The sequence below is a fragment of the Bradyrhizobium erythrophlei genome (genome assembly GCF_900129505.1).
In the GTDB taxonomy this organism is placed as follows: Bacteria; Pseudomonadota; Alphaproteobacteria; order Rhizobiales; family Xanthobacteraceae; genus Bradyrhizobium; species Bradyrhizobium erythrophlei_D.
In genome coordinates this window covers 404,428-419,387 of the sequence record NZ_LT670818.1, presented here as the reverse complement: position 1 = coordinate 419,387, position 14,960 = coordinate 404,428, and the positions used below count along the sequence as shown (strand labels likewise).

The 14,960-nt window shown below is 63.6% G+C and carries 17 protein-coding genes; 11 read left to right on the top strand and 6 right to left on the bottom strand.

Going from position 1 to position 14,960, the window contains the following annotated elements; all coding sequences use genetic code 11:
• Positions 1-9: 9 nt before the first annotated feature.
• Entirely contained in the window at positions 10-255 is a 246-nt protein-coding gene (locus B5525_RS01965; protein WP_079564367.1) for a hypothetical protein, read from the bottom strand.
• A gap of 251 nt (positions 256-506) precedes the next feature.
• Here B5525_RS01965 and hemC point away from each other — a divergent pair, with 251 nt between their 5' ends.
• Positions 507-1,490, top strand: coding sequence for a hydroxymethylbilane synthase (gene hemC / locus B5525_RS01960; protein WP_079564365.1), 984 nt, complete (start codon positions 507-509; stop codon positions 1,488-1,490).
• A gap of 145 nt (positions 1,491-1,635) precedes the next feature.
• Here the strand turns inward: hemC and hemE are convergent, their stop codons facing one another.
• On the bottom strand, positions 1,636-2,607 hold the full coding sequence (gene hemE, locus B5525_RS01955; RefSeq protein WP_425305286.1) for a uroporphyrinogen decarboxylase: 972 nt from the start codon (positions 2,605-2,607) through the stop codon (positions 1,636-1,638).
• 556 nt (positions 2,608-3,163) lie between these two features.
• On the opposite strand from hemE, the gene B5525_RS01950 reads away from it, so the two are divergent.
• Positions 3,164-3,379 carry a hypothetical protein gene (locus B5525_RS01950; protein ID WP_079564362.1) on the top strand — a complete coding sequence of 72 codons (216 nt, stop codon included), beginning with the start codon at positions 3,164-3,166 and terminating at the stop codon, positions 3,377-3,379.
• A gap of 26 nt (positions 3,380-3,405) precedes the next feature.
• Here the strand turns inward: B5525_RS01950 and B5525_RS01945 are convergent, their stop codons facing one another.
• Both B5525_RS01945 and B5525_RS01940 read right to left on the bottom strand, forming a co-directional pair.
• A complete protein-coding gene (locus tag B5525_RS01945) occupies positions 3,406-3,621 on the bottom strand; it encodes a SlyX family protein (RefSeq protein ID WP_079564360.1) in 216 nt (71 codons plus the stop codon).
• Positions 3,614-4,366, bottom strand: coding sequence for a rhodanese-related sulfurtransferase (locus B5525_RS01940; protein WP_079564359.1), 753 nt, complete (start codon positions 4,364-4,366; stop codon positions 3,614-3,616). Before B5525_RS01940 ends, B5525_RS01945 begins: the two co-directional genes overlap by 8 nt.
• Positions 4,367-4,525: 159 nt before the next feature.
• Between B5525_RS01940 and ggt the strand changes: the two genes are divergently transcribed.
• The 8 genes from ggt (at position 4,526) to B5525_RS01900 (ending at position 12,040) form a co-directional block, all read left to right on the top strand.
• On the top strand, positions 4,526-6,112 hold the full coding sequence (ggt, locus tag B5525_RS01935; RefSeq protein ID WP_079564357.1) for a gamma-glutamyltransferase: 1,587 nt from the start codon (positions 4,526-4,528) through the stop codon (positions 6,110-6,112).
• A gap of 121 nt (positions 6,113-6,233) precedes the next feature.
• On the top strand, positions 6,234-6,443 hold the full coding sequence (locus tag B5525_RS01930; protein WP_079564356.1) for a DUF6894 family protein: 210 nt from the start codon (positions 6,234-6,236) through the stop codon (positions 6,441-6,443).
• Positions 6,444-6,621: 178 nt separating this feature from the next.
• A complete protein-coding gene (locus B5525_RS01925) occupies positions 6,622-7,458 on the top strand; it encodes a transglutaminase-like domain-containing protein (RefSeq protein ID WP_079564354.1) in 837 nt (278 codons plus the stop codon).
• A 134-nt stretch (positions 7,459-7,592) separates the two neighbouring features.
• The gene (locus tag B5525_RS01920) at positions 7,593-8,006 is read left to right on the top strand and encodes an FKBP-type peptidyl-prolyl cis-trans isomerase (RefSeq protein ID WP_425305285.1); all 414 of its coding nucleotides are present in this window, start codon (positions 7,593-7,595) and stop codon (positions 8,004-8,006) included.
• Positions 8,007-8,324: 318 nt separating this feature from the next.
• Complete coding sequence (locus tag B5525_RS01915) at positions 8,325-8,855, top strand: cupin domain-containing protein (protein ID WP_079564352.1); 531 nt, start codon at positions 8,325-8,327, stop codon at positions 8,853-8,855.
• A gap of 55 nt (positions 8,856-8,910) precedes the next feature.
• Entirely contained in the window at positions 8,911-9,939 is a 1,029-nt protein-coding gene (locus B5525_RS01910) for an alpha/beta hydrolase (RefSeq protein ID WP_079564350.1), read from the top strand.
• Between the two features lie 167 nt (positions 9,940-10,106).
• The gene (locus B5525_RS01905; protein WP_079564348.1) at positions 10,107-10,595 is read left to right on the top strand and encodes a VOC family protein; all 489 of its coding nucleotides are present in this window, start codon (positions 10,107-10,109) and stop codon (positions 10,593-10,595) included.
• A 149-nt stretch (positions 10,596-10,744) separates the two neighbouring features.
• Entirely contained in the window at positions 10,745-12,040 is a 1,296-nt protein-coding gene (locus B5525_RS01900) for a phospholipid carrier-dependent glycosyltransferase (protein ID WP_079564347.1), read from the top strand.
• 36 nt (positions 12,041-12,076) lie between these two features.
• Here B5525_RS01900 and B5525_RS01895 read toward each other — a convergent pair whose 3' ends face one another.
• Together B5525_RS01895 and B5525_RS01890 are read right to left on the bottom strand one after the other, a co-directional pair.
• On the bottom strand, positions 12,077-12,427 hold the full coding sequence (locus tag B5525_RS01895) for a hypothetical protein (RefSeq protein WP_154073016.1): 351 nt from the start codon (positions 12,425-12,427) through the stop codon (positions 12,077-12,079).
• A 191-nt stretch (positions 12,428-12,618) separates the two neighbouring features.
• Complete coding sequence (locus tag B5525_RS01890; RefSeq protein WP_079564344.1) at positions 12,619-13,263, bottom strand: OmpA family protein; 645 nt, start codon at positions 13,261-13,263, stop codon at positions 12,619-12,621.
• A gap of 289 nt (positions 13,264-13,552) precedes the next feature.
• On the opposite strand from B5525_RS01890, the gene B5525_RS01885 reads away from it, so the two are divergent.
• Entirely contained in the window at positions 13,553-14,944 is a 1,392-nt protein-coding gene (locus B5525_RS01885) for a caspase family protein (RefSeq protein ID WP_079572796.1), read from the top strand.
• The last annotated feature ends 16 nt before the right edge of the window (positions 14,945-14,960 follow it).

Here is a 14,960-nt window from a genome sequence, read left to right as displayed (position 1 = left end):
CAACCAGGATCAGAACGCGCTGCGGTATCTTGCGATCGCGCCGGGGCTGCCATAGATCCACATCGGCTCGCCGCAGTCGCTGGGGCCGTGGTCCGTCATACAGGCGGCGCTCCAGGACGGCGCGGCAACCTCGCGGCCGACGATTCCATAGGCCTGGGGCGGAGCGCTGATCGGCCTCGTGTGCGCCTCGGCCGCGGCTGACATTGCGAGCGATAACGTGAGCGGCAGTGCCGCCAGAAAGCATTTTATCTTCATCGTTCGGCTCATTGTTTTGGGGGCATCCAGTGCCAGGATGTTCTCGTCAGTTACAGCGTAAGGGCCGGGTATCTCGTCCGCCATTAAATTGGATTTGAGAAACTTAAATTCGGATTTAGAAGAGGCCGCTGAGGCGGTTGTGCAGGGAGGCGGCGGTGCGGGAGGCCGCCATTCATTTGCATTCGGGCATCGGCTGGCCTTATGTACCGGTCGGAAAAGTGCCGCGGTCGTGCGTGGCGAAGGGAAAGTGAATGGCGGCAATTCGCATCAAGATCGGCACGCGCAAGAGCGTGATGGCGCTGGTCCAGACCGAAGAAATCGCAAGGCGGCTGACCGCGGCCGTTCCCGGCCTCGAGGTCGAGATTGTCAAGTTCGAGACCACGGGCGATTCCGATCAGACCAGCAAGCTCTTGCAGCACGGCGGCAAGGGCGGCGCGTTCGTCGCCGAAATCCGCCAGGCGGTCGTGTCCGGCGAGTTGCAGGCCGCGATGCACTCGCTCAAGGACATGCCGGGCAATGAAGACACCCCGGGGCTGGTGATCGGCGCGACATTGTCGCGCGATCCGCCCGGCGACGTTCTGGTGCTGCGCGCCGGCGTTTCGATCGACGATCTCAGGCGATCGCACGGCAAGGGCTTCAAGATCGGCACCAATGCGGTACGGCGCGCGGCCTATGCGCGGCGGCTGTTTCCGGAGGTCGAGGTGATTCATTATCGCGGCGCCGCCGACTCCCGCGTCCGCAAGCTCGATAATTGCGAGATGCAGCGGCTGCCCGGCGGCGGTGCGGTCGGCCCCGCGGACGCGCTGATCATGGCGCGCTCGGGGCTGCAGCGCGTCGGCTTCGCGAACCGCATCGCCTACGAATTTTCGCTTGCGGAAATGTTGCCGGCGGTTGGCCAGGGCATTGTTGCTGTCGAATGCGCCGCGCAGGATTGGCAGACGCGCCGCATCCTGTCGGCCATCGACGATGCCGCCGCGCATCAAAGCGCCGACGCCGAACGCGAGGTGCTGTGGGTGCTCAACGGCCATTGCAATTCGCCGATCGCTGGATTTTCCTCGATCGACGGTACGCAGATGTCGCTGACCGCCTCGGTGCTCGACGAAGCCGGCGGCCTGTTCATCGAGGTCTCGCGCTCCGGACCCGCCGACCGCCCGCGCGAGCTCGGCCGCGCCGTCGGGCTCGAACTCCTGGCCGGGGGGGCAGCCGGGATCATCGACCGTAGCCGGCCGGTGTGATGGCTCGAGGGTGCCCCAGCAAATACCCTCGTCATCATCCGCGAAGGCGGATGATCCAGTACGCCGCGGCCTTTCGGTTCTATCGCCGTCGCTGGCGATTACTGGATACCTTGGGTTCGCGGGTACGACATTCTTAGCTTGATGTTCATTCCTTAAACGCGCGCACCCGCGTCAGCATCTGCTCGACATGCGCGATCGGGGTTTCCGGCTGGATGCCGTGGCCGAGGTTGAAGATCAGCCGGCCTTTTGCGTAATTCGCCAGCACGTCATCGACCGCGGCATCGAGCGCAGCGCCTCCCGCGATCAGCACCAGCGGATCGAGATTGCCCTGCACCGCGACTTTGGTTTGCACGCACTCGCGGATCAGCGACGGCTCGGCGGCCCAGTCGATGCTGACGGCATCGACGCCGGTCGCCTCCACATATCCCGGCAGCAGCGCGCCGGCGCCTCGGGGAAAGCCGACGATCTTTGCGTCAGGCACTTTGGCGCGGACGCCTGCGACGATGCGCCTGGTCGGCTCGACCGACCAGCGCGCAAATTCGCGCGGCGGCAGCACGCCGGCCCAGGTGTCGAAGATCTGCAGCACGTCGGCGCCGGCTGCGAGTTGCCCGAGCAGGTATTGAACCGAATTCTCGACCAGCGCGTCGATGATTTTCGCAAATGCGGCGGGTTGCGAATAGGCCATCATCCGCGCCGGCGCCTGATCCGGCGTGCCGTGGCCTGCCACCATATAGGTCGCGACCGTCCAGGGCGCGCCGCAGAAGCCGATCAGCGCAATCTTCGGATCGAGTTCGCGGCGCACGCGGCGGAGCGCCTCATACACCGGCTCCAGCATGCCGAAGTCGGCCTTGGCCGCCAGCGTTTCGACCTTTTCCGGCGTGTCGAGTGGATCGAGCCGGGGGCCTTCGCCGACCTCGAAGCGCACCGAACGGCCGAGCGCGTAGGGAATGACCAGGATGTCGGAGAAAATGATCGCGGCGTCGAAATTGAAACGGCGGATCGGCTGCAGCGTGACTTCGGCGGCGAATTCCGGCGTGAAGCAAAGGTCGAGAAAGCCGCCCGCCTTGGCGCGCACTTCGCGGTATTCCGGCAGATAGCGGCCGGCCTGCCGCATCATCCAGATCGGCGGTACCGGCTGGCGATTGCCGGAAAGCACTTCGAGGAACGGTTTTCTGGGTTGAATTTGGGTCAAGCGCTTACTTCCGCAGGGAGTGATCGAGGAGCAGGATACGGCCTCCTGATACACTGTCGATGCGGACTTGGCCAAGCCAACGATCCGCTGCCGACCGGCGAGGGCACGGCCACGGGCGTCTGGATGCTTATCGCGCGCAAAACGTGCTTTTTGGGGGATGTCAGAGCAATGGGACCTCGAACGCACAGTCCTCCAGCCTGGCGTATAGGTCCAGCGGTCGCTCCAAATCGGAGATTCCAAACGGGCTGGGGTCGGAATTTGTCTTCGGAGCGCCCGGCGAGTTTACCTCGGCGATGAGGATGCAATCTCATCGCTGGCCCCAGTCGAGCCGAAGTCGCGGCGATTGTCTGTGCAATAGCGGTCATACGACACATAAATCCCCGGGGACGACTTGCTTGTGCCCGTTTCCGTGCATTTTGCGCGCGTGTCGCGCGGAACGTCCGGATTGCGGCCGCGTTATCCCCGATAGAGGAGGCCCAACATGGCTGAGAAATTCAATCCTGCGCCGCACGACAAGCATGCCGCCGATCCGCGCGAGGCTGCCGCGGCGGACCACGATATCCATGCCAGGCTGGAGGCCGGACTGATCGACAGCTTTCCGGCGTCCGATCCGGTCAGCGCGGCGCAACCCTCGCCCTCAAGGGTCGATCGGGACAACGTCACACTGCGGGACAAGGTCCGCTCGGTGTTTCGATAATCCGGCGAACGGGCCATCTTCAATCTTCAGTAATGCGGCGGCGGTTCGTTCGCGGCGCCCGGCGTGTTCGCCTCGGCCTCCTGCAGGCGGTCACTCAAAGACAATACCTGGCGCGTCAGCGCGTCGATCTTTAGCCATTGCTCGGTGATGGTCTTGTTCAGCGTCTCGATGGCTTCGTCCTGAAACATCAGCTTGGACTCGAGCGCATCGATGCGGTCGCTGAGCGTCTTATCGTCACTCATCGGATTGCTGTTCCTCTTGCCGCTCCCGCAGACCCTGGCCGAGCGAGACGCGCTCGTCGAACACAAAACATTCGCCGCGCCAGCGGCTGTCGGCCTCCGGCACGCCTTCCAGATATTTCAGGATGCCGCCCTTGAGGTGGTAGACCTCGGTGAAGCCGCGCGACAGCAGATAGCTCGATGCCTTTTCGCAGCGGATGCCGCCGGTGCAGAACATGGCGATCCGCCGGTGCTTTGCGGGATCGAGATGGCGTGCGGCGAATTCCTTGAATTGGCCGAAGCTCCTGATGCCGGGATCGACGGCACCGGCGAATGTCCCCAGCGCGACCTCGAAGGCGTTGCGGGTATCGATCAGAAGCGTATCGGGAGCTGCGATCAGCTCGTTCCAGTCGACGGGATCGACATAGATGCCGACCTGCCGGGTCGGGTCGGCCTCGGTTGTGCCGAGGGTGACGATCTCCTTTTTCAGGCGGATTTTCAGGCGCTGAAACGGCATCGCCTGGGCCTGAGAAAACTTCAGTTCGAGATTGTCGAGCCGGCCGCCGAACAGGGCGCCGTCGCGCAATTCGCCGGCCAACTCGCCGATGGCGCCGGCCTCGCCTGCCAGGGTGCCGTTGATCCCCTCATGCGCCAGCAGCACGCTGCCCTTCAACTTCAGGCCGGCGCAAAGCGCACGCAACGGCTCGCGCAGCTCCCGAAAATCGGGCAGCGGGGCGAATTGATAGAATGCGGCGACCCGGTACGTCATCGCGTCGGTTTATCAGGAGGGGCCGGATCGGGAAACCCGCAAAACGAAGCCGTTAATGGGGTGTTATGCAGTCCGGACCATTGCTCATGGCCGGATGAATATGCCATGTAAATCCGAGCCCGAACGATAAAGCTAAAACGGAAAAGTGAGCTATTTGGCATGAGGAATTTCCATCTCGCCGGCCGGTCGACGGTCCACGCCCAGAACGCGATGGTGGCGACGTCCCATCCTCTTGCAGCGCTGACGGCGATCGAGGTGATGCGGGCCGGCGGCACCGCCGCCGACGCCGCGGTGGCGGGCAGCGCGCTCTTGGCCGTGATCGAGCCCCAGTCCACCGGGATCGGCGGCGACTGCTTCGCGCTGCTGCAGCCGAGGGGCGAGGGCAAGATCGTTGCCTATAACGGCTCGGGCCGCGCGCCGAAGGCCGCGACAGCGGGATGGTATCTCGAGCGCAACATGCACTCGATCCCCCTGACCTCGGCACACGCGGTCTCCATTCCCGGCGCGGTCGACGCCTGGGCGACCATCCTGCGCGATCACGGCAAGCTCGGGTTCGACACCCTGTTGCAGCCGGCGATCAAGGCCGCGGAAGAGGGCTACGTCGTTGCCCCCCGCATCGCCTTCGACTGGAAGAACCAGTTCGAAAAACTGAAGACGGGCACCAACACCGAGCGCTATCTGCTGCCGCACGGCAAGCCCGCGGTCGCCGGCGACGTGATCCGGCAACCCGAGCTCGGCAAGACGCTGCGCGCCATCGCTAGGGATGGCCGCGACGCATTCTACAAGGGCGCCATCGCCGAGGACATGGTCGAGACCCTGCGCGGGATCGGCGGACTGCACACGCTGGACGATTTCGAAGGCCATACCACCGAGACCACTTCCCCGATCGGCACCATCTATAAGGGCCACGACGTCTGGCAGTGCCCGCCGAACGGCCCGGGCATCACCATGCTGGTGATGCTCAATATCCTGTCGCGCTTCGACCTGACCAGGTTCCCGGCGCTCAGCGTCGAGCGGTTCCATCTCGAGGCCGAGGCGGCGCGGGCCGCCTACATGATGCGCGAGCAGCACATCGGCGATCCCGCTTACGTCAATGTCGACGTGGCGAGGATCCTGACCCCCGAATTCGCCGAGGAACATGCCGGCAAGATCAGGATGGACGGCTTGCGCGATCTGCCGAACGTGGCGCCGCCGATGAATCCCTCGACGATCTACATCACCGTGGTCGACAAGGACCGCAACGTCTGTTCGTTCATCAATTCGATCGCGCATTCCTTCGGTTCCGCGATCGTCTCCGACAAGACCGGGGTGCTCCTGCAAAACCGCGGGGGCGGGTTCCGTATTCAGCCCGGCCATCCCAATTGCATCGCACCGGGCAAGCGGCCCTTGCACACGATCATTCCGAGCCTCGTCACCAAAAATGGTCGCGCGCAAATGCCATTCGGGGTGATGGGCGGGCAGTATCAGCCGGTCGGGCAGGTGCATGTGCTGACCAACATGCTCGACTATGGTTGCGACGTGCAGGAGGCCATCGATATGCCGCGCGGCCTGCATTACGAGGGCGTCTATCAGCTCGAGGACGGCGTGCCCGCCGCGATCGTCGAGGGGCTGAAGAAGCTTGGGCACCAGACCACCAACGTGGTCGGCCCGCTCGGCGGCGGCCAGGCGATCTGGATCGACTGGGACAAGGGCACGCTCACCGGCGGCTCCGATCCACGCAAGGACGGCTGCGCGCTGGGCTATTGAGCCCGGTTGCGCACGCGGCCCGATGGAACCGCCGCGCAATCGGCGATTTCCATCTCTAACAACGCGTTCATTCCGGAACGCACTTCCCCTCCGGGCATTGACCTTTCGGAGGATGAGAAAAATGCCGATTTTTCATTTTGATATTGCCGACCGAGTCCGGCTCGAAGATCCGGTCGGACTGGATTGCGACAGCGAGCATGACGCCAGGAGAACCGCCGACCTGATCGCCCGACAGATCGCCATCGACCTCGCTGGTGACAGCGAGCCTCGCGCGGTAGTGGTGGTCGATGAGGCCGGTTCGGAAATCTACCATGCGCCGGTGAGGGCCTGAGGGATCGTCACGGCATCGCGCGCGACGCAAGCGCTTGAACCAATCGGGTTCGCTGACGACCAAGTGAAGCGGCCCTGTATTGCCTGAAATTTCCGCATCAGGATCAGGCTTTTAGCGGGAACGAACGCTGCATTTCCGGCTTATTTCGCCGCAATTTAGTTTCTCATGGAGATACCACGTGCAAATCCGTGCCGGTTACGACATCGCCTTCCAGTGCTTCCAGGAAACCCCGATGGTCCTGATGCTCAGCATTGAGCCGGCGCGGCTGGGCGATCTCCTGAGCGAGCACCGGATCGAATTCTCGCCGGAGCTTGCCGCGCGAGACTATGTCGACATGTTCGGCAATACCTGCACTCGAATCGTCGCGCCGCCCGGCCTGGTCGAGATCCGCAATGATTTTCTGATCGGGGACAGCGGCCTGCCCGATGAGGTCGCGCCCGATGCGAGACAACTCGATGTCGGCGAACTTCCCGACGACGCGCTGATCTATCTGCTGGCAAGCCGTTATTGCGACACCGAGAAATTGTCCAGCCTGGCCTGGTCGTTGTTCGCGGGCATTGCGCCGGGCTGGCAGCGGGTACAGGCGATCTGCGATTATGCCCATGACCGGATCTGCTTCGGCTACCATCACGCGCGCAGCGATCGTACCGCGTCCGAGGGCCACGAGGAGCGTATCGGCGTGTGCCGCGACTTCGCGCATCTCGCCGTCACGCTGTGCCGCTGCATGAATATTCCAGCGCGTTACTGCACCGGCTATCTCGGCGATATCGGCGTGCCTGTCGATCCCGCGCCGATGGATTTCAGCGCCTGGTTCGAGGTCTATCTCGACGGACGCTGGTTCACTTTCGATGCACGCCACAACCATCCACGGATCGGCCGCATCGTCATGGCGCGCGGCCGCGATGCGGCTGACGTCGCGATCTCGACCAATTTCGGTCCGGCGCAGCTCGTGAAGTTTTCCGTCATCACCGGGGAAGTGGTTTCGGAAGCGGATCAGGTCTCCAGGGCGGCGTGACGCCTCATTCCGGCGACGGGCTTTCATCGCCGCTCTCATTGCGCTAGACACGCTTCCGATCCGTCAACGGAAGGTGCTCAAAGATGCGACGTTTCAAGCATGCAAGAATCCCAATGCTGGCCGCGATTGCGATGATGGTCGTGGCCGCGCCATTGGCCTGTGTACCGACCATAGCAGCGGCTCAGACCGCAGGAAAAACCATGACCACAGCTTCAGGCTTGCAGATTATCGATACCACCGTCGGCACCGGCGCCTCGCCAAAACCCGGCCAGACCTGCGTCATGCATTACACCGGCTGGCTTTACGAGGACGGCAAGAAGGGCAAGAAGTTCGATTCGTCGGTCGACCGCAACGAGCCGTTCGAATTCCCGATCGGGCAGCACCGCGTGATCGCGGGCTGGGACGAGGGCGTCGCCACCATGAAGGTCGGCGGCAAGCGCACTCTGATCATTCCGCCCGCGCTCGGCTACGGCGCCCGCGGCGCCGGCGGCGCGATCCCGCCGAATGCGACGCTGATCTTCGACGTCGAACTGCTGGCGGTGAAGTAGGTCGCTGACCATCAGATTTCGTCATGCCTGGCCATAGCAGTCTGTTTCTTCGCAGACTGCATAAACTCGTCTGCGGTGCCGGGCGTCCACTTCTTTGCTTTTGATCAGAGAAAGAGACGTGGATGGCCGGGACGAGCCCGACCATGACGGCGGATGCAAGTGCGGCGATGTTCATAAACAAACAAAAAGACCGGCCCGAAGGGCCGGTCTTTGCATTTCAGGGCAAGTCACGGCCGCGCGAGAAGTTCTCTTGACTATGGATTGCGCGCGCGGTTTTCGGTACCGTTCGCGGAACCATTTGTGCGAAAGCGAGACACGATGACGGGCTCTCACGATCACCCCGATGCCGGCCATTCCCACGCCGGTCATGACCACGGCGACGCCGAGCGCTGGAAGCATGATGGCGTCCGCGTTATTCCCGGCAACCAGCTCGATCCCAACGTGCCCTCGACGCCCGGCATGGACCGCAAGGCCGCGATCAATTTTGCTCGCGCCGGCGCGCAGAAATTGTGGGCCGGTACCGTGACCATCAAGCCCGACGCCAAGACCGGCGCGCATCATCACGGCCACCTCGAAAGCATCATCTATGTCGTGAAGGGCAAGGCGCGGATGCGCTGGGGCGAGCATCTGCAATTCACCGCGGAAGCGGGGCCCGGCGATTTCATCTTCGTTCCGCCGTACGTGCCGCACCAGGAGATCAACGCCAGCCGCGACGAGGTGCTGGAATGCGTGCTGGTGCGCAGCGACGGCCAGGCGGTTGCGATCAATCTCGACATCGAGCCGGTGGAAAGGCCGGAGACCGTGCTGTGGATCGATCCCGTGCACCGCGATCCGGCGGAGACGAAGTAGTCGTCGGGAGGAATGCAGCAACGTTCTGCACCTCGCAAGCGGTTCGGAGGAAACCATGAAACGTCTCGATCATCCGCTGCCGCGGCGCGCGGTCATCAAGAGCGCGGGGCTCGGTGTTGTCGCGGCAGGCCTCTCCAACGCGTTGCCCGCGCACGCCGCCGCTGCCGTTACCGTGGACGGCGCCGACATCTGGAGCAGCGAATACTGGGCCAGCAAGGGCGACGTGCCGCTGTGGATGTATCGCAAGCGGCTCGGGGCACCGAAACCCGGCGAACCGTCGCGGCCGGTGATCTTCTTCGTGCACGGCTCCTCGGTTTCCTCGCGGGTGTTCGATCTCGCCGTACCCGGCCACGGCGAATATTCGGTCATGAACGAGTTCGCCCGTTACGGCTTCGACTGCTGGACCATGGATCACGAGAACTACGGCAAGTCGGGGCGCACCAGCGGCAATGCCGACATCGCCAGCGGAGTCGAGGACCTGAAGGCGGCGGCCGAAATCGTCACCCGCGAAACCGGCCGGCAGAAATTCCATTTCCTCGGCGAGTCCTCCGGCGCGCTGCGCGCCGGCGCCTATGCGATGGCGCAGCCCGACCGTGCCGATCGGCTGGTGTTCGCCGCCTTCACCTACAAGGGCGAGGGATCGCCGACCCTGACAAAACGCGCCGAGCAGCTCGCTTATTATCGCTCGCACAACATGCGCAAGCGCGACCGCGACATGATCCGCTCGATTGCCACCCGCGACAAGCCGGGCACCAGTGAGGTGGCTGCGGTGGAGGCGCTGGCGGATGCGGAGATGCAGTTCGGCGACCAGGTGCCGACCGGCACTTATCTGGACATGACGGCCAATTTGCCGGTGGTGAAGCCCGAGAAGGTGCTGTCGCCGGTGCTGCTGGTGCGCGGCGAATATGACGGGATCGCCACCGTCGCCGATCTCGAGGAATTCTTCAATCTCTTGCCGAACGGCGACCGGCAGTTCGTGATCCTGCCGGGCACCGCGCATTCGGTCACGCTGGCGACCAACCGGCAATTGTTCTGGCACGTGACGCGCGCGTTCCTGAGTATGCCCGCCCCGATAGCGATGTGAGCCTTCGTCATTCCGGGGCGCGTCGAAGACGCGAACCCGGAATCTCGAGATTCCGGGTTCGACGCTCATGCGTCGCCCCGGAATGACGAACAAAAATCTGCATCGGTTGTCGGATCGGTGCCGCCCCGTTCGTCCTTCGCCCGAGCTCATCAATAGGGAACCCAACCATGTCCAAAATCTCCCCCTGCCTGTGGTTCGACGGCGAGGCCGAACAGGCCGCGAATTTCTATGTTTCGTTGCTGCCGGATTCGCGGATCGAAAAGGTACAGAGGAACAGTATCGACAGCCCCGGCGGTAAGGCCGGTTCGGTCCTGGTTGTGGAATTCACGCTGGCCGGGCAGCGCTTCATGGCGCTCAACGGCGGTACGCGGTTCGAATACACCCCTGCGGTCTCCTTCAAGATCGATTGTGTCGATCAGGCCGAAGTGGACCGGCTGTGGGACGCGCTACTGGCCGGTGGCGGCCACGCCTCGCGCTGCGGCTGGCTCCGCGATCGTTACGGCCTGTCCTGGCAGATTGCGCCGACCGCGCTTGTGCAATATCTCGGCGGCCCTGATCCTGCCGGCGCGCAGCGGGCGATGGCCGCCATGCTGCAGATGGTGAAGCTCGATGTCGCGGGCCTCAAGCGGGCCTATGAGGGCAAATCGGCGGCGTAGCGTCTCGCTGGAATGCGTTAATAATTGATGCGCAGTCCGTCGCCGCCATGGATGGTGTTGCCGACTGGCTGCGCGTTCGAGGCATGGACATAAGGGTTTTACCCGCCCATACTCGATTGATTGCAACGCCCATCCAGCAGTGAAAGTTCGTGCGCGAATCGCCGTCTGTTTCCAGCATTTCGGCGGCACGCAATGCCACAATCGCCATAATCGTATTTGTCGCCGCGCATTTCGCGCTTCTGATCGGCGTCACCACGCCGGAAAAATTCTATTTCGACGAAGTGCACTACGTGCCGGCCGCGCGCCAGATGCTCGAGCCGGTGATGCCGCAGCCGATGCTCAACCCGATGCATCCGCCACTGGCAAAACAGCTGATCGCGCTGTCGATCCGCGCCCTCGGGGATGAGCCGCTGGGCTGGCGCTATCCAGCGGTGTTGTTCGGCGCGCTTTCGATCGTGGCGATGTATCTCTGCGGCCTCGCGCTGTTCGCGGCGCAAGGGCCGGCCATCGCAGCCGCCTTGCTCGCTTTTTTCAACCAGATGCTGTTCGTGCAGTCGCGGATTGCGATGCTGGATATTTTCGCCCTGGCCTTCAGCCTGTTCGCGATTGCGGCGTTCATGCAGGGTTTCCGGCAGGTGCGCCCGCATCTCATGTTCGCGCTCGCAGGCTTGAACTTTGGCCTCTCGGCCGCGTGCAAATGGAGCGGCGTATTCGCGCTCGCCGTCTCGATCGTCATCGTCGCCGTGATCCGCCTGATGCAAAGCTGGCGCACGCGGTTCGCTGACGGTCACGCACTCGACTGGTACCGGCCGGACCTGTGGCCGGATTTCAAATCCTATCATTTCGCCGCCTGCTTCGTGCTCGTGCCGGCGGTCGTCTATCTCGCGAGCTTCGTGCCGCTCTATGGATTGTCGGTTCCCGATATCTGGGAAGCACAGCGCCGGATCTTCGGCGACAACACCACGACCGCGATCGCCGGCCACACCTATATGAGTTCGTGGCCGAGCTGGCCGCTGCTGATTCGGCCGGTCTGGTATCTCTTTGACAAGATCGGCGACGACCGGATCGCGGCGGTGGTGTTCCTCGGCAATCCGCTCGTGCTGTGGCCGGCGCTGGCTGCGCTTGGCGTCTGCCTGCGCGACTGGATCGTGACGCGCCGGCGCGATGCATTCCTGATCCTGGCGTTTTATTTCGGGACCTGGCTCGCCTGGGCGATGCTGCCGCGGACGCTGGGATTCATCTATTACTATCTGCCGGCCGCGACGATGGCTTCGCTCGCGGTGGTCTATGCATTGCGGCGCGGCAACAGCCCGCGCTGGCTGTTATGGGGCTTTGTCGCGTTCGCATTCGCCGGCTTTGCCGCGATGCTGCCGGTCTCGGCCGCCTTTGTCGGAACGTCGATGGCGACCTTCGGTCGGCTGATGCTGTTTCAGAGCTGGATATAAGCACGAAAGGGACTGCGGGCGGAAAGCAGCAGCCCGTCAGAAATGAAAAATCCAGGGAATCCGGCTCCAGTGGATCCGGTTGCGATAAAGGTGCGGCCAGTAGACCGGAAACGGCTCCCAATACACGGTGCGATAGGTGCCGTAGCCACGCCGGTGGCGATGGACGTAACGGCGAAGGCGCGGCGCGGGCTCGGCCGCGACGGGCGCTGACGCCGGCTCTGCGGTTTTAGGCACGATCGAAGGACGCGGCACGCTCGGCGGCGGTGCCTCGGTTTGGGCGGCAGCCGGCGCTGATGGTGCTGGCGCCGCGTCTTCTGCGTAGCCTGGGAGAGCGGTGCTGATCACAAGCAGAGCAGCGAAGGCGAAGCCGGCGAAATGCGTTTTCATGAAAATCATCCTGAAACTCGATCCGTCATTCCGGGATGGTCCGAAGGACCAGACCTCCGAAGCGCAACGGCTCACCGGGAAGTCTCGCGATTCTCCGATATGCGCGGCACATCGTAGTTCGATGCTTTCGCTGCGCACCGGAAATAACGATCATATTGCCAGGACCGGCAGCCGGGGAATCCCGGCAGCCATTACTTCGACGCCGTCTTGGTGTCCATGTTGACGACTTCGACGCGGCGGTTGACCGGGTCCATCGGCGCGTTCGGATCCTTCGGCTTGCTCTTGCCATAGCCGACGGTGACCAGATCGGTGCCGTTGTTGATGCCGTACTTGTCGGTGAGGTAGCGCTTGATGGTATCGGCGCGGCGCTCGGAAAGATCCTGGTTGAAGGCTTCGCCGCCGACCGCGTCGGTATGACCGGCGAGGACGAAGGTCGAACCCCTGAGACTTGCGTTCGACAGCGCTTTGCCGAGCTCCTGCACCGAAGGCAGCGAGGCCTTGCTGATTTCGGCGGAGTTGTAGTCGAACTGGATATCGAGATCGATCTTCGGCTTGGTCGACGCGATCTCCGCGATTTCCTCGCGCTCGCCGGTGGAGAGCGACCGGGTCTTGCGGTTCTGCAGCGTTGCAACAAAGCTCATTTCCTTGGCCTTGACGGCCGGATCGATCTGCGGCGCGCCGGAAAGGCTGCGGGTCAGCGGCTTCGGCTGCAGCGCATTGACGATCTGGTTCGCAGAGACGTTGTTATCGCCGGCGATCGCAAGGCTCGCCGTCATCGACAGCGCGGCAGTCAGCGCAATTGCCGCAGTTGCGGTAAGTCTGTGAGTGCGGGTCATTGTCGTATCCTCGTGGCTCACGCCTGATGGCGTTGGATGCGCAGACGATACGATCCGTTCGGCGCGGTGAATGTGATTTGGGTCACATGGCGGATTTGACCTCGTTTCATCAGTTGCCCGTTGCGCTGCAGGAGCCCCCCGTCGCTGCCCGCCGCCGGCGGGTTCGATCGCTCTCGCGCCCAAAGTGACCCAGGTCACAGTGCGCCTGCCCGAACCGGATCACATTGGGCACAACGGATCGGCCCATCCGGGCCGGCCAGTTGGATGATCGGATCAGGGGAGAATGAACATGCGCTTCTGGATCGCAGCACTTTCAGTCGCAGCACTGCTCGTCAGCGGCAACGCCGCGCTTGCCGACAAGCGCGTCGCCTTCGTGGTCGGCAATGGCGCCTACAAGAACGTGGCGCCGCTCCCGAACCCGGCGGTCGACGCCAGGTCGATGGCCGCGCTGTTGCGCAATGTCGGCTTCGACGTGGTGGAGGGCACTAACCTTACCCGCGACAAGATGACCGAGAAGCTCCTGGACTTCGGCAAGCGGGCCGAAGGCGCCGATGTCGCGCTGTTCTTCTATGCCGGCCACGGCATCGCCGTGAACGGCGCCAATTACCTGTTGCCGATCGACGCCGACCTCAAATCCGAGATGGACGTCAAGCTCGGCGCCGCCATCAATGTCGATCTCACGCTGGAGCAGACCATGGCCGATGCCAAGGTCAAGCTGGTGTTCCTCGACGCCTGCCGCGACAACCCGTTCGCGGCCAAAATCCGTTCGGCCAAGGCCACCCGCAGCCTGTCGGTGTCCTCCGGCCTTGCCGATATGAAATCCGGCGAAGGCATGCTGATCGCGTTCGCCACCGGCCCCGGCCAGACTGCGCTCGACGGCGAAGCCGGCACCAACAGCCCGTTCACCCGCGCGCTGCTGGCCAACATTGCCGCGCCCGGCGTCGAAATCCAGCAGGCGATGACCAAGGTTCGCGCCCAGGTCAATGAAGAGACCAACAGGAACCAATTGCCGTGGGGCCACACCGACCTGATCGGGTCGGTGTATCTCAATCCGGTTGCGGGTGCGGCGGATGCAAATGCCGCAGCGCCGAATACGCCGGCCGTTGCTTCCGGCCCGACTTCCGAAGTCGAGCTGGAGTTCTGGCGCTCAATCAAGGACTCCAACAAGCCGGAAGAGCTCAACGCCTATCTGACCAATTATCCGAACGGCCAGTTCAAGTCGCTGGCGCTGGCCCGCATTGCCCCGCTGCAGGATGGTCCCTCGACCACGACCCGCAACCTGACCACCGGTATCGACCCCGCGACCTTCACCCAGGAAGCCGACCAGACCGCCGAAGACGGGCTCGGCCTCGACAAGGGCCAGCGCCGCGACGTGCAGCGCCGGCTCACCGCGCTCGGCTTCGACACCAGGGCGAGCGGCAAGTTCGACGACTCCACCCGCGTCGTGATCACCCGCTGGCAGGCCGCGCGCGGCTATCCCAGGACCGGTTACCTGAACACGCTGCAGCTGAAGGCTTTGCAGTCCGAGGTCACCGCGACCAGGGTCGCTTCCGCAGATGACGGCGACGACCAGCCGTCGCATCACGCCGGCCGTCACGGCGGCGGAGGCGGCCGCCACTATCGCGGCGGCGGACCCGGCGCGTTCTTCGGCGGCATGATGGGTGGACTGTTCCGGAGGTAGAGTTCCATTCCGCACG

Coding starts and splice junctions, on each gene's coding strand:
- B5525_RS01965 (WP_079564367.1), bottom strand. CDS start 255: ATGAAGATAAAATGCTTTCTGGCGGCACTGCCGCTCACGTTATCGCTC.
- hemC (WP_079564365.1), top strand. CDS start 507: ATGGCGGCAATTCGCATCAAGATCGGCACGCGCAAGAGCGTGATGGCG.
- hemE (WP_425305286.1), bottom strand. CDS start 2,607: ATGATGCGGCAGGCCGGCCGCTATCTGCCGGAATACCGCGAAGTGCGC.
- B5525_RS01950 (WP_079564362.1), top strand. CDS start 3,164: ATGGCTGAGAAATTCAATCCTGCGCCGCACGACAAGCATGCCGCCGAT.
- B5525_RS01945 (WP_079564360.1), bottom strand. CDS start 3,621: ATGAGTGACGATAAGACGCTCAGCGACCGCATCGATGCGCTCGAGTCC.
- B5525_RS01940 (WP_079564359.1), bottom strand. CDS start 4,366: ATGACGTACCGGGTCGCCGCATTCTATCAATTCGCCCCGCTGCCCGAT.
- ggt (WP_079564357.1), top strand. CDS start 4,526: ATGAGGAATTTCCATCTCGCCGGCCGGTCGACGGTCCACGCCCAGAAC.
- B5525_RS01930 (WP_079564356.1), top strand. CDS start 6,234: ATGCCGATTTTTCATTTTGATATTGCCGACCGAGTCCGGCTCGAAGAT.
- B5525_RS01920 (WP_425305285.1), top strand. CDS start 7,593: ATGGTCGTGGCCGCGCCATTGGCCTGTGTACCGACCATAGCAGCGGCT.
- B5525_RS01915 (WP_079564352.1), top strand. CDS start 8,325: ATGACGGGCTCTCACGATCACCCCGATGCCGGCCATTCCCACGCCGGT.
- B5525_RS01910 (WP_079564350.1), top strand. CDS start 8,911: ATGAAACGTCTCGATCATCCGCTGCCGCGGCGCGCGGTCATCAAGAGC.
- B5525_RS01905 (WP_079564348.1), top strand. CDS start 10,107: ATGTCCAAAATCTCCCCCTGCCTGTGGTTCGACGGCGAGGCCGAACAG.
- B5525_RS01895 (WP_154073016.1), bottom strand. CDS start 12,427: ATGAAAACGCATTTCGCCGGCTTCGCCTTCGCTGCTCTGCTTGTGATC.
- B5525_RS01890 (WP_079564344.1), bottom strand. CDS start 13,263: ATGACCCGCACTCACAGACTTACCGCAACTGCGGCAATTGCGCTGACT.
- B5525_RS01885 (WP_079572796.1), top strand. CDS start 13,553: ATGCGCTTCTGGATCGCAGCACTTTCAGTCGCAGCACTGCTCGTCAGC.